15 protein-coding genes are annotated in these 20,575 nt (G+C 44.8%); 6 read left to right on the top strand and 9 right to left on the bottom strand.

From position 1 onward, the window contains the following. Window positions 1-227: 227 nt before the first annotated feature. A complete protein-coding gene (gene mnmA, locus DN068_RS13895; RefSeq protein WP_110999532.1) occupies window positions 228-1,322 on the bottom strand; it encodes a tRNA 2-thiouridine(34) synthase MnmA in 1,095 nt (364 codons plus the stop codon). Window positions 1,323-1,629: 307 nt separating this feature from the next. Between mnmA and aroB the strand changes: the two genes are divergently transcribed. Genes aroB through DN068_RS13910 form a run of 3 tightly spaced genes read left to right on the top strand, consistent with a single transcriptional unit; the run spans window position 1,630 to window position 4,900 of the window. Continuing rightward, window positions 1,630-2,670 (top strand): 3-dehydroquinate synthase, encoded by a 1,041-nt coding sequence (aroB, locus tag DN068_RS13900; RefSeq protein ID WP_110999533.1) that lies wholly within the window; start codon window positions 1,630-1,632, stop codon window positions 2,668-2,670. After that, window positions 2,654-3,928 (top strand): 3-phosphoshikimate 1-carboxyvinyltransferase, encoded by a 1,275-nt coding sequence (gene aroA, locus DN068_RS13905; RefSeq protein ID WP_110999534.1) that lies wholly within the window; start codon window positions 2,654-2,656, stop codon window positions 3,926-3,928. Before aroB ends, aroA begins: the two co-directional genes overlap by 17 nt. A 3-nt stretch (window positions 3,929-3,931) precedes the next feature. Beyond that, window positions 3,932-4,900, top strand: a complete 969-nt coding sequence (locus DN068_RS13910) for a chorismate synthase (protein ID WP_110999535.1) — start codon at window positions 3,932-3,934, stop codon at window positions 4,898-4,900. Between the two features lie 91 nt (window positions 4,901-4,991). Here DN068_RS13910 and DN068_RS13915 read toward each other — a convergent pair whose 3' ends face one another. From DN068_RS13915 to DN068_RS13930, 4 genes are all read right to left on the bottom strand, one after another. Continuing rightward, a complete protein-coding gene (locus DN068_RS13915; protein WP_110999536.1) occupies window positions 4,992-5,252 on the bottom strand; it encodes a hypothetical protein in 261 nt (86 codons plus the stop codon). A gap of 391 nt (window positions 5,253-5,643) precedes the next feature. Beyond that, window positions 5,644-6,528, bottom strand: a complete 885-nt coding sequence (locus DN068_RS13920; protein WP_110999537.1) for a transglutaminase family protein — start codon at window positions 6,526-6,528, stop codon at window positions 5,644-5,646. Window positions 6,529-6,573: 45 nt separating this feature from the next. Beyond that, a complete protein-coding gene (topA, locus tag DN068_RS13925) occupies window positions 6,574-9,174 on the bottom strand; it encodes a type I DNA topoisomerase (protein WP_110999538.1) in 2,601 nt (866 codons plus the stop codon). 162 nt (window positions 9,175-9,336) lie between these two features. Then, window positions 9,337-10,674 (bottom strand): T9SS type A sorting domain-containing protein, encoded by a 1,338-nt coding sequence (locus DN068_RS13930; RefSeq protein WP_110999539.1) that lies wholly within the window; start codon window positions 10,672-10,674, stop codon window positions 9,337-9,339. Window positions 10,675-10,882: 208 nt separating this feature from the next. Here DN068_RS13930 and DN068_RS13935 point away from each other — a divergent pair, with 208 nt between their 5' ends. Beyond that, window positions 10,883-12,055 carry a proline dehydrogenase family protein gene (locus DN068_RS13935; protein WP_110999576.1) on the top strand — a complete coding sequence of 391 codons (1,173 nt, stop codon included), beginning with the start codon at window positions 10,883-10,885 and terminating at the stop codon, window positions 12,053-12,055. Between the two features lie 9 nt (window positions 12,056-12,064). Further along, window positions 12,065-12,556: a PH domain-containing protein gene (locus tag DN068_RS13940; protein WP_110999540.1), complete on the top strand. Its 492-nt coding sequence runs from the start codon at window positions 12,065-12,067 to the stop codon at window positions 12,554-12,556. 89 nt (window positions 12,557-12,645) lie between these two features. On the opposite strand, the gene DN068_RS13945 is transcribed toward DN068_RS13940, so the two are convergent. From DN068_RS13945 to paaZ, 4 genes are all read right to left on the bottom strand, one after another. Continuing rightward, window positions 12,646-13,569 carry an NAD-dependent epimerase/dehydratase family protein gene (locus DN068_RS13945; RefSeq protein ID WP_110999541.1) on the bottom strand — a complete coding sequence of 308 codons (924 nt, stop codon included), beginning with the start codon at window positions 13,567-13,569 and terminating at the stop codon, window positions 12,646-12,648. A gap of 308 nt (window positions 13,570-13,877) precedes the next feature. Beyond that, window positions 13,878-14,654: an enoyl-CoA hydratase/isomerase family protein gene (locus DN068_RS13950; protein ID WP_110999542.1), complete on the bottom strand. Its 777-nt coding sequence runs from the start codon at window positions 14,652-14,654 to the stop codon at window positions 13,878-13,880. Window positions 14,655-14,953: 299 nt separating this feature from the next. Further along, entirely contained in the window at window positions 14,954-16,315 is a 1,362-nt protein-coding gene (locus tag DN068_RS13955) for a hypothetical protein (RefSeq protein ID WP_110999543.1), read from the bottom strand. Window positions 16,316-16,603: 288 nt separating this feature from the next. Next, window positions 16,604-18,658 carry a phenylacetic acid degradation bifunctional protein PaaZ gene (gene paaZ, locus DN068_RS13960; protein WP_110999544.1) on the bottom strand — a complete coding sequence of 685 codons (2,055 nt, stop codon included), beginning with the start codon at window positions 18,656-18,658 and terminating at the stop codon, window positions 16,604-16,606. 141 nt (window positions 18,659-18,799) lie between these two features. Here paaZ and DN068_RS13965 point away from each other — a divergent pair, with 141 nt between their 5' ends. Continuing rightward, window positions 18,800-20,299, top strand: coding sequence for a glycosyltransferase family 39 protein (locus DN068_RS13965; RefSeq protein WP_110999545.1), 1,500 nt, complete (start codon window positions 18,800-18,802; stop codon window positions 20,297-20,299). Window positions 20,300-20,575: the final 276 nt, after the last annotated feature.

The raw sequence follows: 20,575 nt of genomic DNA on the forward strand, positions 1-20,575 counted from the left end.
TCGACTTTGATGTTTTTTACTCGGATATCGGAGTTCCGAGGTTCGATGTTGATGTTTTTAGCTCAGGTGAGCTAAGGTTTCGATCCTGAATGGTTGATTACTGTATTTAAATAAAAGCCCCGGAAGATTCTTCCGGGACTAGACTATCTTGTCATTTAAACCCTATAAACGTAATGTGAAAGACTCGCAACTGACCGCTCACCACTCACAAAATCAGGCGTCAGCGATTAAATTCCGGCGCGGATAATGCCGCCACCGATCACATCGTCGCCTTCGTAGAAAACGGCGCTCTGGCCGGGTGCGATGCTATTGACCGCATGATCGAAATGTACATGCACCATATCGCCGACCATCGTCAGTGAACTGGCCATACCGGCATCACGGTAACGGATTTTGGTTACCGCTTCCATATTGTCGGGAATGCTATCGTATTTGACCATATTGAGGCCACTTACCATCATGCCGCTTTCCTGCAGTTCGTGCGCTTCGCCCAGTACTACGGTATTAGTTTCCGGAATGATCTTTGTTACAAACATTGGTTTACCGAAGGCTACATCCAGGCCTTTACGCTGTCCGATCGTGTAAAACGGATAGCCTTTGTGTTTGCCGATTATTTTTCCTTCGGTATCTACATAATTACCACCTGTAAGGTCAGCTTCCAAAGTAGGAATCTGGCGTTTCAGAAAGCCGCGGTAGTCATTATCAGGCACAAAACAGATTTCATAGCTTTCTGCTTTTTTAGAAAGCTCTTTATAACCCATATCAAATGCGAGCTGGCGTACTTCCGTTTTATGATAATCGCCCAGTGGGTAAATACTGCGGCTCAGACAATCCTGACCCAGTCCCCAGAGTACATAGCTCTGATCCTTAGTGAGATCCTTCGCTTTAGAAAGTACAAAACGGCTGTTTTCTTCCCGCACTTTTACATAGTGACCGGTAGCGATAAAATCGCAGTTCAGCGCGTCGGCACGTTTCAGTAAAGCACTCCATTTAATATGTGTATTACACAGCACACAAGGGTTCGGCGTACGGCCGGCCATATATTCTTCTACGAAATTATTAATGACATGACCGCCAAATTCCTCTCTGATATCCAATACGTAATGTGGAAAGCCGTGTTCAACGGCAGCCTGGCGGGCATCGTTAAAACTGTCAAGGTTACAGCATCCTGTTTCCTTTTTGCCGCCGCCGGCAGCAGCATAATCCCATGTTTTCATGGTAATGCCTACGACTTCATATCCTTGGTTATGAAGCATTAAAGCGCTTACGGTGCTATCAATGCCACCGCTCATCGCTACAAGAACTTTTCCGTTTCTGCTCATTAGAATTTTTTAAAAATCGCCGTTAGTTCATAGCTAAGGCTGCTAAAAAATTGGTTGAAGGCCGCGAAGATACGGTTTTATCGCGGTTCTGTTCAATTCAAAAGTCAAAAGTCAAAAGTCAAAACCCGTTGCAAAACACAGGTACTCACAACTGGCCGCTCACAACTCACGTTATCTTACAATAGCTTAATACCTGATACTTGTTTTTTGATACGTGATAAGAAATGTGCTTAACACCAGGACTTTTTGACTTTTAACTTTTGAATTTTGACTTCAAATAATCAGCGATCTTAGAGTAAATTTGTGTATGCAATACGCGGTCACATTTCCGACAGGAACAACAGAATATTTGTTTCGCAGCAATTGGGAAAAACTCAAAGAGCTGGCTCCTCCAGACCGCGCGGTGATTATCACTGACAGCAACGTAAAAGAGCTTTATCCGGAACGGTTTGAAGGCTATCGCACATTGGTAGTGCCGGCCGGTGAAAAAAGCAAATCATTTCATACCATCAATGACCTCGCGCATAAACTCATCCATTTTCAGGCGCATCGCAAAACGATGCTGGTGGGTGTAGGTGGTGGTGTAGTTACCGATATCACAGGTTTTCTCGCGTCTATTTATATGCGTGGCGTACCCTGCGGATTTGTGCCTACAACCTTGTTGGGAATGGTGGATGCAGCTGTCGGCGGAAAAAACGGGATCAATATAGAGCTGCATAAAAACATGCTCGGCACTATTCGTCAGCCGAAATTCATTTTATATGATGCCTCATTTCTATCCACACTTACGGATACAGAATGGAGCAATGGTTTTGCAGAGATCATCAAATATGGCTGCATCAGCGACGTGCGCATTTTGAATATGCTGGAATCAAGCACCATTCAGTATTTCCAGAAACGGCCAGATACGCTCAATGATCTGATCATGGGCTGCGTGGATGTGAAAAATAAAATCGTTCATGCAGATGAAGGCGAAACCGGCGTGCGTAAACTGCTCAACTTCGGTCATACTTCCGGCCACGCGTTCGAGACTTTATACCATATACCGCACGGTTATAGCGTGGCATTGGGAATGGTGGTCGCATGCAGACTTTCAGAAGAACAAACGGGCCTCTCCAGTGCAGAAACGGAAATTGTGCGCCAGTTGCTTGTCCGTTATCAATTGCCTACGCACCGTAAATACGACATTCATAAGATGATGGAGATTTTGCGGATGGATAAAAAACGCAACGCCGAAGAGGTGGATTATATTCTGCTGCACAAGCTGGGTAAAGCTTGTATCAAAACACTGCCATTCGAAACCGTAGAAACAGCGTTATCTTCTTTTATACATGCAGGTCAGCGTTAGTCCGGGAAAAATACATGGAACCGTTTGCGCGCCGGGATCCAAAAGTATGATGCAGCGCGTTTGTGCGGCTGCATTGTTACATCGTGGCACCACTATTATTCACAATCCTGGTATTTCAAATGATGATAAAGCCGCGCTGGAAATTATTCGTCAGCTCGGTGCGTCGATTGAAGCCAGAGATGGAAGCTTAGTGATAGAAAGTAACGGGATTAATCCGATAAGCGATGTGATTGATTGCGGTGAAAGCGGTTTGTCTGCCAGATTATTTACCTCAATAGCTGCGCTTTATGATGGCAGAATAACGATTACAGGACACGGCAGCTTACTGCGGCGACAAATGTTTGAGTTGAAAAACATTTTGCTGCAGTCGGGAAAAGTGCTGGAAGACTTCAATGGTTTTTTGCCTTTAACGATCAGTGCCCCGTTTCATGCCGGCGATCTCAATATTGATGGAACGTTGAGTTCTCAATATCTGACTGGTGCTTTGTTTGCGCTTTCGTTTTCCGCAGAAAAAGAAATAACTATTACGGTCAGCAATCCCAAAAGCAAACCATACATTGATCTCACACTAAAAGTGCTGGCTGATTTCGGCAAAGAAGTCACGCATGATCAGTATGAGGTTTATCATATTTCACCTTCGGTAAATGAAGGATCCGGTATTATTGTAAGAGCAGTTGAAACAGATTGGAGTAGCGCCGCGGCGTGGATTGTGGCAGGTGCGATTGCCGGTGATATAATTATTCAACACCTTGATAAGGATACCACACAGGCTGATGCACGTTTGCTGGATGTGCTGAAAGATTGTGGCGCCGATTTTCACTGGGAAGGTGATTCATTACATATTCGTCAGACGAATGCGCTAAAAAGTTTTTCGTTCGATGCCACCGAATGTCCGGATTTGTTTCCAGTGCTATCGGTTCTGGCCGGCGCCTGCGAAGGGCGTAGTGAAATAACAGGCATACACAGATTAGAACATAAAGAAAGTGACCGCGCTTACAGCACAGGTGCGCTGTTGCGATTACTTGGGCTGGATTATACAGCGGCAAAGGATACGTTGTTTATTGAAGGAAAAAGTTCTTTTAACGGCGGAACCATTTCGTCGTATAATGACCACCGGATGGTGATGGCTGCAGCGATAGCGGCGCTCAGGGCAGACAGTGAAATTGTGATAGAAAATGCAGAAGCTGTTGCGAAATCTTATCCTGATTTTTTTAAGCATTTGCAATCGTTGCAGGTGCGTTGTACTCAAACCATTTAGTTTATGAATTCATTCGGACGTTTTTTTCGTATTCACATATTTGGGGAATCCCACGGTAATATTGTCGGCATTACTATTGATGGTTGTCCTGCCGGAATAGAACTTTCGGAAGCTGATTTTTCTGCCGATCTGGAACGACGCAAAGCGGGTGCTGCGGGCACTACGCCACGTAAAGAAGCGGATGAACCCAAACTGGCTACAGGAGTTTTTAAAGGACGCACAACCGGCGCACCGCTGACTATTCTTTTTGAAAATACAAACACACGCTCTTCCGATTATGAAGCGCTGCAAGCCACGCCACGTCCCGGTCATGCAGATTTTGTACTCCATAAAAAATTTGAGGGTTTCAATGATTACCGTGGTGGTGGCCATTCTTCCGGTCGTCTTACATTAGGCCTGGTAGCAGCTGGTGTAGTAGCCAAGAAAATATTGTCTTCGCAAACCATTCGGGCAGTGCTGACGGAAGCAGGCGGAAACACAGATCTGGAGGCGGCTATTGAAAAAGCAATTGCGCAGCAAGACAGCATCGGCGGCATTGTGAGCTGTTCCGTAACCGGTCTCCCGGTAGGCTGGGGTGAACCGTTTTTTGATTCGGTAGAATCGATGATCAGTCATGCGATCTTTGCCATTCCCGCCATCAAGGGTATTGAATTTGGCTCCGGTTTTGCTGCCGCGAAAATGAAGGGGAGTGAGCACAACGACTCAATTGTTGATGAATTTGGTACTACGAAAACGAATAACGCCGGTGGTATCAATGGTGGGATTACAAATGGCAATGAACTATTTTTCCGCGTAGCCGTAAAGCCGACAAGTAGCACGCCTAAAGAACAAAAAACCTGGAACCGGGAAACGAATTCGGTAGAAAGTTTTCAGGTGAAAGGACGCCATGATCTGTGCATTGCACTCCGGGTGCCAGTAGTAGTAGAAGCCGTAACTGCTATGGTTTTAGCTGATTTAATGCTTAGTGCATAACGGGGACCGCTGTTATAAGAGGTTCCGGCAAAATAAACGGGTCTTCACAATGAAGTGAAGACCCGTTTTATTTATATAGCTGGTGTTATGGTTAGCTGGCTGGTGACCATGTTTTTGGTGGTGCATTAGGATCTGGAGTTGGTGGTGGCGGAGGTGGTGGTGGAGTAGGATGTGGATCTGTCGGGACTGTCGTCTGTTGAGGATTTGCGGGTTGTCCGGCCATCCTTGCGCTGGCTTCGTTCGGTACGGTAGCTGTGGTACTGGTCTGCTTGGTCGTTGGCTGCGGCATTTCTTGTTTGGTGCAAGATGCAAATAAGATTAAAAGGCCGGCGGTAATGATGATGTTTTTCATAAACCAGGTTTTAAACTGAGGTGATTTGTGTTTGTTTTCTATACTAAAGGTACCCTTGTCATAGGGGTGTCACCATCCCCCGATGCAGGGTGAAAACAGCAGAAAACAGGGTGATTTTTTTGGGTGAGCGCGGAAAATTATGGGCTAATTAGCGCATGTATATACCGTTATTAGCGAAATGGAACCGTTGGGAAACAAAATTCCTTTTCTTATCAGAGGGGAGTTAGTTTAGTAGCTGTTCAGTATCTGTCCGAAAGATGGCGCAGTAGTTTTAGAAGGGAAATGGGGCAGTACTGGTTCTGTTTAAATGTACTTTAAGAAGCTAAGACAATAAGTAGTTTTCTTTGTAAAACAAACCCCGGACTGTCCAGTCCGGGGCTATTATTTTAGTTTATTCGTTGTCGTCAATGATAATCCGCATGAGTTGCTGAATCTCTTCCGCCTTGCCTTCTTCTCGCTTATACCGGTAGCAGAGCGCTAATTCCTCCAGCATTTTGAAGATGATCCGTTTGGTGCCAAGTGGCGCAAAATAGTTTTCGCGGTCGTTCGCATTGATTTTACGGAGGTAAGTATCCACATCTTTCTGTGTATAAACCATCCCATTCATAGGATCTACGTAAAACTGAATCTGCTGCACACCTTCATCATCTGAACTGATAAAATGATGTAACGTATCAATGTAGGCAAAGACAAACTGCCGCGGGATATCCATCGCGAAAATCGGGATGTCCAGCATTTCGCAAAGGCCCAGATACAAAATACCGAGCGTGTATGCATTGCCCTGTTTTCCTTCCAGCACCTGGTTGATGAAGAAATGTTTCGGCTCGCGCTCTGTCAGTTCATGACCCACCAGTTTGTAGTAGTTATAGAGAATGCTGTTAAAAACATTCACCTGCTCCAGCGGTGTCAGGTAACTATTCAGCTCCAGCCAGATATTACGTCTGATCTGGTCAAACTGAGCGAGAATAGACGAAACATTCAGATCTGGAAACTGGTAGCGTGCTACGAGAATAGCGCCGCGCAACAGCTCCGGATGTTTATTATGGCTCCATTCCAGAAATTCATCCTGTAAGTCCTGGAAGTGCACACGATGTATCAGTTGTTCGATACGTTCTTGCAAAGATTCATCGGCGGTCACTTCCCATAGTTGTTCCAGATTTGGGATAATCTCTTTGCCGTAATGCACGATTTTGTCGGCAACGGTTTCAAATACCTCGTTATCCGGATCGTCGATCAATCTTAAGAGGGCTCGTATTTCGTTGTTTTGCCTCATCATTATGCTATGTTCCCTTTCGTCCACTCTTAAGTTACGACAAAAAAATTATTTCTTTTTAGGTGCCGCTTTTTTAGGTGCCGCCGCCTTTTTAGCAGGTGCTTTTTTGGCGCCGGCCGCTTTTTTAGTAGCAGTTTTCTTTTCTTTTTTCTCAAAAGCATCCGGCATCTGCTGTGTGATCATTTTTTTCACATCATCCAGTGAAATGTCGGAAAGTTCTTCTGCCGTGTATTTGCTGTTGTCTTCTTTCTTATCCAGTTTCAGCATGTTTTTACCAAAACGGATAAACGGTCCCCAACGGCCATTCTCAATGGCAATTTTTTCTTCTGTCCATTGTTTGATATAACGGTTCGCTTCTTTCTCCACTTTTTTGGAAATCAGCTCGTCAATATCTTTCTGTGTCAGCGCGTCAAAGTTGTAGGCACGCGGTACATTGATATAGAGATCTTCCCATTTAATAAACGGACCGAAACGACCTTTACCTTTTGTAACCGGTTTGCCGCTATAATGGCCAACTGGTGCATCTGCACGTTGTTTTTCTTCGATCAGTTCAATAGCGCGGTTCATATCAACGCCGATCGGGTCTTCTCCTCTCGGTATGGAAATAAACGCTTCTCCCCATTTTACATAAGGACCGAAACGACCGGCACCGATTACCACTTCTTTTTCCTGGTATGCGCCAAGGCTGAATGGAAGCTTAAATAAATCAAGCGCTTCTTCGAACGTAATGGTTTCAATGCTCTGGCTGGATTTCAGCGTAGCAAAACGTGGTTTTTCTTCGTCTTCCGTGCTTCCGATCTGGATCATTGGTCCAAAACGGCCCAGGCGCGCTACAACCGGTTTTCCGCTTTCAGGATCGGTCCCCAGTACACGTTCGCCTTTTACGCGGCCCGCTGTTTCCATTGTGTGTGCCACCAATTCATGAAACGGATGATAGAAGTCATCGATCACCGTGTTCCATTTCTTTTTGCCTCCGGCAATCTCATCAAACTCTTGTTCGATTTTTGCAGTGAAGCTATAATCCATCACACGCTCAAAATGGTCGGCCAGAAAATCTGTTACCACCATTCCGAGATCCGACGGGAAGAGTTTGGCTTTTTCCGCGCCTGTATTTTCAGTTTCTTTTCTTTCGGTAATGTTCTCATTTTTCAGAGAAAGTATCTGGTAATCCCGTTTGATACCTTCTTTGTCTTTACGTTCTACATAGCCGCGTTGTTGAATGGTGCTGATTGTAGATGCGTAGGTAGAAGGACGGCCAATGCCGAGCTCTTCCAGCTTCTTTACGAGCGAAGCTTCCGTGTAGCGAGGCTGCGGACGCGTATAACGTTCTGTTGCGCGCATTTCCTGCAGATCCAGGCCCTGACCGACAGCCAACGGCGGCAGCATACCTTCATTTTCTTCTTCACCATCTTCATCATCGCGGCCTTCAGTATATACCTTCAGGAACCCGTCGAAACGAAGTACTTCACCTGTTGCCGTAAGCGGATCAGGCTGCGTAGATACATTGATCTTGGCGATTGTGCGTTCCAGTTGTGCATCGGCCATCTGAGACGCCATCGTGCGTTTCCAGATCAGTTCATATAAACGGTGCAGATCCGGATCGCTGATGGTCGTAATCATCATATCCGTCGGACGGATCGCTTCGTGCGCCTCTTGCGCCGATTCGTTCTTGTTCTGGAATCTTCTCTGCTGATGATATTTTTCGCCGTAATGACTGATAATAGATGCACGCGCGCCTTCTAGTGCGGTTTCAGAAAGGTTCACAGAGTCGGTACGCATATACGTGATATGCCCGTTCTCATAGAGTTTCTGTGCAAGCGACATGGTGCGCGATACAGAATAACCAAGCTTGCGGCTTGCTTCCTGCTGCAGGGTAGACGTCGTAAACGGTGCTGCAGGAGATTTTTTTGCCGGTTTTACCTGAATATCTTTCACAGTGTACGAAGCCCCGATACATTTATCGAGATACGCACGCGCTGTGGTAGCATCTTTCATTCTTTCAGGCCCTTCGGCCTTAAAAACGACTTTCTTTTTATTAAGATCATCAGCCTGGAAAAAAGCTTCCAGCTTGAAGCTGCTTTGTGCCTGGAAATGATTGATCTCTCTTTCGCGTTCTACAATGAGGCGAACGGCCACCGATTGTACACGGCCGGCAGAGAGGTTATTACGCATGCTCATTTTGCGCCAGAGCACCGGAGATAATTCAAAGCCCACAATGCGGTCCAGTACACGACGTGCCTGCTGTGCATTTACCAGGTCCATATTTACAGTGCGGGGATTCTGCACTGCTTTCAGGATGGCTGGTTTGGTGATTTCGTGAAAGACAATACGTTTCGTGGTAACCGGGTTGAGTCCTAAGACCTCACACAGGTGCCATGAAATAGATTCCCCCTCACGGTCCTCATCGGTAGCGAGCCATACCTCGTCGGCTTTCTTTGCAAGTGATTTCAATTCATTGACCACTCTTCCTTTATCCTCAGAAACTACATATTTTGGCTGATATCCGTTCTTTATGTCAATACCCATGTCTTCTTTCTCAAGATCACGGATATGGCCGTAACAAGACTTTACCTCAAAGTCGCTGCCTAATATTTTCTCAATTGTTTTTGCTTTTGCTGGCGACTCAACAATCAACAGGTTTTTGGCCATTCTATAAACATTTTCGTTTAGACAAAAATGACCGTACAGGGTACGGCACTGATGTTTGCAATAATAAAGTATTGTTTCGTAAAAATGAAACAGTAGATATCTATAAAGTTAAAGGCTGCCTGTATGGCAGCCTTTAACTTTTATTCGGTGTATATTAAACGATTAGTGAGATACCGCGATACGGCCAGTTGTACGTTGTCCGTCTGCGTTTACACTGTAAATATAGATACCGTTAGCCAGTTTAGCAGTTGAGAATGTAGCAGTAGCTGTTTGGCCGGCGTTTACATTACCCAGTGATTTTACATCAACTACCTGACCGATTGTGTTGATTAAAGAAACCTCAACGTTAGCTTTATCAGAAACAGTAACAGGGATGTTAACTGTGTTGATAGCCGGGTTAGGGTAAGCTTTTACAGCAACCACTTTGCCTGGAGTGTTGATACCTGTAGTGTTACATGTGTTACAAGTAACTTTCCAGGATACATCGTGCAGTTCGTAAGGATAAGCCTGGTTAGTGAAGCCGATGGTTGGATAGTAGAGACCCAGTGTCGTATTAACCTGCTGTGAATCCTTAGTCAGCATGTAAGAAATGTTACGGTCACCTGCGAAGTATGTTACGAAGTCACCTGCATTTGTTTTATGCGACATGAATGCGAAGTAGTTGTAGGCAGTATCTGCTTGACCTGCAACATAGTTTGTACCTGATTTGAAAGTAGCAGAAACGCTTGCTTTTTTACCAGCGAGCATGCTCAGACCTACTGGTGTAGCGATTTCGTGCAAACCATCAGCAGATGAATCCGCGAAAGTTGCATCGTTCAGAGGAATGATGAATGTTGTATCACGCAGTGTTTTGCCTGTACCAGTGCTGTAAGGGATCTGAGTAACCGGATTTGTCTGGTAATCAGAAAGGTCCCACAGGATTGCACTGAATGTGTCAATACCGTGGTTTGCTGTAGTAGTGGCATCAAAGCTGAATTCAGCGAAATTCATTGAAGAAGTTTCATAAACGACACGCAGAATCATCGTATCTGTGTAGCCAGTATATTGTCTTTCATAACGACCACGGATTTTTACTGAATCGATCGTGTATGCATCGCTGTTAGAGATACCGATCTGACCAGCGTTGTAGTCGATTGTAGGATCTGTGAATACTGTTGCCTGTGGCTGGAACATTTGCGCCATAGACTGATAAGTGATACCGATAGTAGTATCATCAGAATAGCGAACTGTAGAATCTTGCCACATCAGACACAGTGCTGCGTGATCAGCGTCGTCGAATGTAACGTCATCGATTTGGTTAGCGCTAGCGTATGCAAATGCAGCATTATACCAGCGACCACCACCAGAAGTAGTCTTGTTAACCGGACGCGGAGTGGTAACCGGTCTAACTATCTTGTGGAAATTTTCACCACCGGAAACTGGCGTGAAATTTTGTTTAAATTGAGCATTTGCACCTAAGGCTAATACTCCGAATGTAGAAAGTAAAAGAAACCTTTTCATCGGACTTGTGTTTAAAACAAAAAAATTATAGCTAACGTAAAGATAACAATCTTTAAATCAGTTTCTCAAAAAATTTTAAACGAAATGTAAACGGTTCTCGGCGAAACCTTATTATTTGGAGATGTTCATCTGGTCTCGCCCCAAATTTAAACCTTTTATTCCCAACATATCAGCTTTGCATTCTATTTTTGCACCCTCAACAATGCATATGCTGCCTGAATTTGACAATACCGAGATTGCGTTTCAATACCGGGACAATAGAGATCTGAAACAAGCCCAATTCCTGTTCAAGTCAATGGGCTCTCCTTTGCTCACAAAGATTGGCCTTACGGTTACCAACTGGGCCATCAACTGGAACCTGCCAGTAAAAGGACTGATCAAGAAAACAATCTTTAAACAGTTTTGCGGCGGTGAAACGATGGAAGAGGCAGCTGCAACCGCAAATGTGCTGGGTAAGTATGGTGTGGGCGTGATTCTGGATTACGGCGTAGAAGGCAAGGAAGGGGAAGCTGAGTTTGACAAGGCAGTGCCTGAATTTATCCGCGCTATCAAATATGCATCTTCTCAGAAAAATATTCCGTTTATCAGTATCAAGATTACGGGCTTTGCACGTTTCGGACTGCTTGAAAAAATACATGCAGGCAGTACACTTACTGCGGAAGAGCAGGCTGAATGGCAACGTGTCCGCCAGCGTATCTATGATATCTGCGGCGCCGCATCGCGCTACAGAGTAATGGTGCTGGTTGATGCCGAGGAAAGCTGGATTCAGCAGCCAGTGGACGATCTGACTGATGACATGATGGAAGCATTCAACAAAGAAGAAGCGTATATTTTCAATACATTCCAGATGTATCGTCACGACAGACTTGTTTTTCTGAAGCAATCTTTCGAGAAAGCACAACAAAGAGATTATATACTGGGTGCCAAGCTTGTACGTGGTGCCTACATGGAAAAAGAGCGGAAAAGAGCTGCTGAAATGGGCTACACTTCGCCAATACAGCCCAATAAAGAAAGTACGGATAACGATTACGATGAAGCAGTGGATTTCTGTCTGAGCCATCTCAGCAGTGATAATATAGCAGTGTTTATTGGTACGCATAATGAAAAAAGCTGTCTGAAAGCTGCCGCTTATATGGAGCAGCACCATATTTCTGCTAACACTAATAAAGTTTACTTCTCTCAGTTGTATGGAATGAGCGATAATATTTCGTTCAATCTGGCACACGCGGGTTACCATGTAGCCAAGTATCTGCCGTACGGACCGGTGAAGGATGTAATTCCGTATCTGATGCGCCGCGCTCAGGAAAATACTTCTGTAGCAGGACAAACAGGTCGCGAGCTTTCGCTGATCAACAAAGAAATGAAGCGTAGAAAATTATAAACTACTAATATGCAATACCTGGCCCGTCTGGACGGATTGGCAAAAGGAGTGACCATTGCGGTCATGGCCTTATTCGTCGGAACTGTATTTTACGCTGTTCAAGCTTTTTTTGATACCAAAAACCAGGATCTGTTTTTAGTAACAGCTTTTTTGGTGATCGTATCGGCGGTTACTTATTTTTCGAAGCCGACTTCGTTTAGTATCGATGAATACGAACTTGTGGTACATCGTCCGCATGGTGTGTTCCGCACACCTGTTGAAAATATTGTGAGTATCGAACGTATTGATCGCAAATCTTTAGGCTGGGGTATCCGTCTTTTCGGAAGCGGCGGTTTTTTCGGATATCTGGGGATCTTCTATTATGGGAGCATTGGCCGCGTCTCTATGTACTGTACCAATCGTAAAGAAATGCTTTTAGTCATAACGGAAAAATCACGCTTCATTATCAGTCCGGAAAACAGCAATGCTTTCCTGGCGGAATGGAAGAATTTAAATCGCTGATTTGAATGTGTGGAATGTGGTTAATCTGATCAATGTGTTTATCCATGTTTGGAAACATTTCCCATATTCAGCACATTTCACACATTATTTTAACGATCGTGCTGTATGACTTGTTTCACGCCTTCTTTGTACGGCGTTGCTTTTATATTAAAACGTTGTTCGAATTTGGTGCTGTCGAAAAAATAATCGCGGTCGTTCTGATAAAGCATTTCATACATCTCCCGCATAATTGGCATAAACCAGCCAAGCATCTTTACCATCCATTTGGGCACGACCATAGATTTCGGTTTTACGTTCATCTCTTCGGCAAATAACGCCACCCAATCTTTGCCGGTCAGGCGCTGCGGATCGGTAGGTAAATGCCAGACTTGATTGTAAGCATCTGGTGTATTGCCCAAAAGTGCGGTTGCCTTTGCTGCGTCTGGTGTGAATGTGTATGTGTGAATTTTATCTCCGGCGGCCAGCAATTGTGCTGCTTTTCCTTTCTGCAGATTCTTGTACACGGTTTCCAACAACACGCTGGTTTTATTACCCGGGCCATAAAAATCTGCTGCGCGTGCAATTACAGCTTCGATATGAGCGTCATCCACCGCTTTAAAAATCATGTTGACCAGTTGTTTCCGCACTTGTCCTTTCTTACTAGGCGGCTTCATTGGCGATTGTTCGGTCATATGTCCGATGGCATCAATGTCGTACATGTAGACGTTATCAAAAAAAACGAGTTTGGCTTTATACTCGGTGCAGGCATCAATGACATTACGCATTAGTACAGGCCAGGTAGCACGCCAGACATCAAGATCATATTCAAATCCGGTGACCAGGTAAACGATTTTGGAACCTTTGATGGCGGCAAAAACATTATCGCGGTTGGTAAGATCGGCAGAGTATAATTCATCCGTATCATTGACCTTTTGCGGATTGCGGCTTACCAGTCTGATGTCTGTAGTATAAACGGGTAACGCTTTTGCCAGTTCCAGGCCAATCGCTCCGCCGGCGCCAAGAATAGTCTGCATGGGATTTGATGTTTGGTAACGAAAATAATTCAAAAGTCAAAAGTTTCCCGCACAGATGTAAATTTTTTGCTCGCGGCGGCACAGTGGCGCAAACCTCTCATTTGTTTCAAATCAAAATTCAACTTCTGATGCTTAGTTCTGACCTTACATAACACTACCAGTCCGGGAGAACGCAGACATTAAAAAATGAAATACAGACTATGCTGAAGATAGATTAGCCTGAAATGTAGGTGCAGTTCAATAGTAAGAAAGTAACGAACTACACAAGAAATAAAAAGCCCCAACTTTTCGTCGGGGCTTTAAAATTATTAGCTTTTTACAGATTTCGCTTTGAAAGCGTTGATGGCATTTTTAGTAAAACTGCTCAGTACCAGTCTGCCGCTGATTGCTGCACGGTCTGAGAGCAGCGTATCCCAATGGTCAGTACCTTGCCAGAATATTTTTTTCAGTTCCCACATAGCTTCAGGGCTGCTGTGTGCCAGGCGGTCAGCCAGGCTTTTCACTGCGTCGTCCAGTTCTTCGACATTGCTATGGAGTTCTGCGTATAAACCGTGTTTTTTGCCCCATTCAGCACTGCGCCATTCCGTAGCGTCAATTGCCAGCTGAGAAAAACAAGATACACCTACTTTGCGTTCCACCGCAGGGCCTACCACGAATGGTCCGATGCCTACAGCCAGTTCGCTGAGTTTTACAGCTGCACTATCTGTTGCGATTGCATAGTCGGTAGCAGCGATAAGACCAACGCCACCACCTACGGCTTTACCGTGTACGCGGCCAATGATCAGTTTGTGGCATTTGCGCATAGCGTTGATCACATGCGCAAAACCGCTGAAGAATTTTTTACCTTCTGCGTCATTGCTGATAGCAACCAGTTCATCAAAAGAAGCGCCCGCACAAAATGCTTTATCACCAGCGCTGCGCAGAATGATCACTTTTACACGGTCATCGATACCGATGTCGTTGATAGTTTTTGCCAGATCTTCGAGGATAATAGCTGGCAGGGCATTGCTTGACGGATGAAAGAATTCAATGGTAGCAATACCATGGTCGATTTCGCTACGAACATAGCCTTCGGCGTGTTGCATACTTAATAGTGGTTATTTACTGCCACAAAGCTATTAAAAAGTCTCAACTAGAAGGTATCAAGTATCAAGTATCAGGTATCAAGCCTGGTTATCTATGTCTGCTGGCTGATCTCGGGCGGATGATTTATCACGTAATGACGTGCTCGTGTTTGGTTAAAACTGTATTTTATTGTGTTTTATAGTTTGTGATTTGTTTGTAATTGAAAACGGAGTGTGCGCAAAGCACTATAAAGCGCAACGCCGCAAACAAATTGGCATTTGATTTTTCAGTTCCACAAGCCTTCAGAGGATGGCGGTATTTACCTTAGCACAAATTTCTTTACAATCGGTGCTTCATCAGTGCCCAGCCAGATCAGGTAATTGCCTTTTGGTGCGTTGGTGCCGTCCCAGTAGCAAACGTGATGGCCGGCAGATAGCATCCCTTCCGACACAGGAAAAACTTTTTTACCATCGATGCAAATAATTTCGATCACTGTATTGGTTTTATACTGGAGGTCATACTCAATTTTTATCTGTCCTGAGGCAGGGTTCGGAGAAACCGGGTACAGTGTATGTGCATGTGGCGGAATCTGGAGATTATTGACTGCAGCAGGTGACTGGTGGTAGATGGCTGCTCCCGTATCTGTGTACTTATAAACGCTGGCCCCCGAAGCATAGACACGCGAAGAATCCATTACAAAAAAGCGGTTGAGGCGATCCATATAGGATGTATTGGTCAAATTCCAGGTACTGCCACCGTCAAATGTTTCGAACATGCCGGTATAATAGCCGCCCAGCCAGCCATGGGTTGGCGATACAAATCCAATGCCCTGTGTGCCATATGCGGTAGAGCCGCGCGCACCTGCCGATATGATATGCCAGGAATTGCCGCCATCGGTAGTTTTAATCATTGCGACGGTATCGGTGAAAAATGGTTCGATACTGCCGACGCCTAACTGGTGATTGATAAACTGCAGTTTCCAGATACGTCCGCCGATAATTGTATCCTGAAACACGGTAGTCCAGCTTTGACCTGCATCTACAGAACGTAAAACGACGCTTGCACGACGGCTGCCTCCAGGAATGTTTTTACAACCCGAAGCAAAAAGCGTATCCGCCGATAGTGCGACAACGTCAACAAGGCCCGCTGCGAGTGTATCGGACAGATAACTGGTTGTCCAATGCAAGCCACTGTCAATGCTTTTGTAGACGCATGCATTGTGCGATCCCCACCAGCCGACGCCCCAGAATGTATAGTTGTGATGGGCCAGTCCGCAGATTTTTTTATCGTTAAGGCTGGTGTCCGTAATGTTGGCAGAAATTTCATCCCAATGATCGCCGCGGTTTGTGGTGCGGTATATTGTACCGTTCAGTGCGCCTGCAATTCCAAATTGGCCGTCTGCTGAAAATTCAATGCTTCTGAAATAGGTATCCGTGTCCGTTGACGCATATACAACGGTCCATGATTGAGCGCCGTCATTCGTTTTGTGAATGGTGCCTGCAGAAGTAACAATTAAGCCAGTATCCGGTGCAATAAAAAAGTTGTCATCAATGCGGGCAAAGAAATTTGTCGCGAGATAATTATTTCCCGGATTGTGCCAGCCTGGAGATTGTGCGAATGCGCTACTGCCTGAGAATAATGTAATGAAGAGCAGGAGCGACCAAGTAAAGGGTTTTTGCATCAGATAAGCGTTATGATGCAAAAATAATATTGTGCGTTTCCCCTGGTAATATTTATAGGAAATAATGCGCAAATATGACAAACGAAAATACAACGATGAACATCAGAATATATAGACGTGTGCGGGCATACTTCGTGCGTTTTATTTTGGCAGGAAGCGTAAATAATAAATAAGGCAGGAAAATAATGCTGAAAACAGCTATTGCTATTTTGGCCAAATCGATGGTTATAAAATCGCCGCAACGTGTTTGTTGCGGCGATTGGTTTTTTAATTTATTTAAGCTAAAGCTTAGTTCTGGTTACGTTTTTTAACCATCGTCAGAATGGTAGCGATAGCAACGGTTTCATTGGTTTCGTCATAAACTTCTACCAGCCATTTTACAATACCTTTTGCGATGTCGTCTTCACTGCGTTTTTCCTGATCTACTTTTTCTTTCACCGTCAGTTTTACACCGATCGTTGCACCCGGATAAACTGGTTTTGTGAAACGTGCTTCATCAATACCATAGTTCAGCAATACAGGTCCTTTCTTCGCATTTACGAACAAGCCAGCTGCTTTTGACAAGATAAAGTAACCGTGCGCCACCCGGCCGGTAAAGATGGTACCGTCGAGTGAAGTTGCATCCATGTGTGCGTAGAAATTATCGCCGCTCACGTTGGCAAAATTGGTGATGTCCGCTTCTGTTACGGTATGTTTCGCTGTAATTTCAGTGTCGCCGATTTGCAGATCTTCGAAATACTTGCGGAACGGATGTACATCGCTTTCTGTTTGCTTGCCGCCTTGCTGGTAAACATTGGTGATGCGTGAAATGGTCGTTGGAGAACCTTGAATGGCCGTGCGCTGCATATAATGCAATACGCCGCGTTTACCACCCATTTCTTCACCGCCGCCTGCACGGCCGGGGCCGCCGTGAATCAGCATTGGCATCGGAGAACCGTGACCAGTACTTTCTTTGGCGCAATCGCTGTTGAGGATAAGAATACGGCCGTGCATAGAAGCTGCTCCCAGTACGAAATCCTTTGCAATATCATCATCCGCAGTAACCATAGAGCAAACGAGCGAACCTTTACCCATTTTAGCCAATGCAATTGCGTCATCGATGTCATTGTAAGGCATGATGGTCGTTACCGGACCAAATGCTTCGATATTGTGCACATCTGTTTTTACAAACGGATCGTTGTTGAAAAATACCAGTGGCGGCAAGAATGCGCCTTTTTCTTTATCAGCACCCACTACTTCAAAATGCTCTATGTCACCGATCACGATATCCTGAGATTTAGAGAGCTGCTGTACTTTTTCACGTACTTCGTTACGCTGTGAAATGCCCGCCAATGGGCCCATACGTACACCTTCTACTTTCGGATCACCGATTGTGGTTTGTTGCAAACGTTTGCCCAGTGCAATCTGTACATCTTCCACGCGATCTGCAGGAACGATAACACGACGGATCGCTGTACATTTCTGACCAGCTTTTACGGTGATTTCGCGCGTTACTTCTTTGATGAAAATATCAAACTCAGGCATGCCTGGTTTTACATCAGGGCCCAGTACGCAACAGTTCAGCGAATCCGCTTCCAGATTGAATGGAACAGCTTCTGAAGTAAGTCTTGGATTGGATTTTAATTGCTGACCAGTAGAAGCCGAACCTGTGAACGTTACCACATCTCCGTTTTCTACATAGTCAATAATGCCGCGGGCAGAACCACAAATCAGTTGCAGTGCGCCTTCTGGCAGAATATTTGATTTGATGATTTCTTCAAACACCGCCTCAGTAACAAATGAAGTCAGCGTTGCTGGTTTTACGATACCAGGAACGCCAGCAAGTAAGTTTACTGCTACTTTTTCCAGCATACCCCAAACCGGGAAGTTGAATGCGTTGATATGAATGGCAACACCTTCCTTTGGCACCATGATATGGTGGCCGATGAACTGACCGCTTTTAGAGAGATTAACCGCGTCGCCGTCCACATAAAAACGTTCGTCCGGAAATTGGCGGCGGAGGCTTGCGTTGGCAAACAGGTTACCGATACCACCTTCAATATCGATCCATGAATCGGCGCGGGTAGCACCAGTTAAAGCGCTGATTTCGTAAAAATATTCTTTGCGTTCCATCAGGTACATCGCCAATGCCTTCAGCATACGGCCACGTTCGTGGAAAGTCATTTTGCGAAGCGCTGGTCCACCGACACGGCGCGCATACTGCATCATTTCACCAAAATTCAGTCCCTCGCTGCTTGCAGTATAGATTGGTTCGCCTGTAATGGCATTATATAAAACATCGCCTTCTTTAGGTGCAGTCACCCAATGTCCTCCGGCGTAGTTCTTCAGTTGTTTAACGGCCATGGTTTTCAAAAATTAGCTCCGCAAAGTTACGGTTTAAGGAGGGAGTTTGGAAGATGCACATATTGTTAAATTAGATATGGTGAATCGTTTAATGTGTGGTTGGGAATCAGCCAAGGTTGCGAAAAAAAATTATTTTGTGTCATGAAATTTACCATTCCGAATAAGATCATTCAGAAGGTATTACGTCTTTTGCCCTGGATTATCATTTTTGCAGGGTCTGTAGCTCGTATTATTGTTTGGTTTCAGAACCGCAATTTGTTTATTGACGAGGCCAATATAGCCCGTAATATCTACGAACGCAGTCTGACAGATTTGGCCCGGCCATTATCTTATGAACAGTACGCACCGCCCGTATTTTTGTGGTTGACTAAAATCTGCGCTTCCTTATTTGGCTATTCGGAAATGGTGCTTCGCCTTGTGCCGTTATTGAGTGGTATCGGATCGCTGGTTATGCTTTTCTTACTCCTTCGTGAGCTGGTCAGTAATAAAGCTATCTGGTATCCTTTAGCGTTGATGGCTGTTTCTTTTATCATGATCCGCTATTCTTCAGAGTTAAAGCAATACATGACTGATGCTTTTGTCGTATTAGGCCTGATGACGCTGGCATTGAAAACCGATATTTTAAAGATAAGTTCGAAGAAATTTGCACTGGTCTGGTTGCTGGCCGGCAGTTTGGCAATCTGGTCGTCGATGCCTGCTGTTTTTGCACTGGCTGGGGTTGGTTGCTATTATTTTTGGATCGTAATACGTGGCAAAGCGTATCAAAAAATGACGCCATTGCTATTTGTGTGTGTCTGGTGGTTGCTGCAATTTGGCGGGTACTTTTTTCTTATTTTAAAACCACAAGCCGATACGGACTATCTCCAAAAATATCATTCTGCTTTTTTTGTTTTTCTAATGCCCGGAAGCAAAGAACAAATCATGCACAATTGGTATCTCTTCAAAGATATGTTGCGGGAGTGTAGTGGGTATGATACTTATTCCTGGATCTTCAATACAGTGTTGTTTGTTCTGGGCGCGGTTTTGTTGCTTTGGAAAAATACCGCACGTGGATTACTGTTATTAGTCCCTTTGGTGGCCGTTTTTCTGGCAGCAGGCCTTCATCAGTATTCTTTGATTGGAAGGATGACCATTTTTGCAATGCCCGTAATTCTTTCTGTCGTTGCATATGGCTTCTATAAGGTAATCAGTATTCGTTTCTGGCCATCGCAATTGTTGATCACGCTTTTTACATGCCAGGTCATCAATCATCATAGCCTGCTGTTGCCAATGATTAAAGAACCTTACCGCTTTGAAACAATTACGGAGGAGTTTGATCTGTTGCAACAACATCATATTTCAGGGCAACAATTGTACGTCCACGGCAGTGCAGTGCCGGCCTATATTTACTACACGGAAATTCATCCGGGAAAAGCGAGATGGAGGACACTGTTGGGTGGGCACCATGTTGGATGGGGCACTAATCTTGATTCCATTGGGCAAACGGTGCAACCGCCATTGGCGTTTATTTATTCAAGCCTGAACAGTGAAGAATTGCAAAGATTTAAAGAGGCAATCGGTAAGTACTTTACTTTAGACACATTTATCGAAGCGGAACAACGGCGGTGCTATGTTTACATCTATAATGCACATAAGAACTGAGTAGCCGTGGGTAAATGGCAACATTATGTAAATGCAAAAAAGCGAAGCCAGTGATAATTCTGGTTTCGCTTTTATTTTTTATGATCAGACACGGGAGTCTATGCGAACGCTTGCTAGGTTTACATCAATTTTCTTTCCAGTGCCAATTTTTACAAGACTGCCACGTGGTATTTCGACGCGTACTCAATGGAGGTACTGGGAAAAAGTTGCGTAGGATAAGGACAGTCAGAAAATATATTCTTTAAGAAAAGACACCATAAACCAATATCCAGCTGA

It is taken from the genome of Taibaiella soli (assembly GCF_003236175.1).
GTDB lineage: Bacteria > Bacteroidota > Bacteroidia > Chitinophagales > Chitinophagaceae > QKTW01.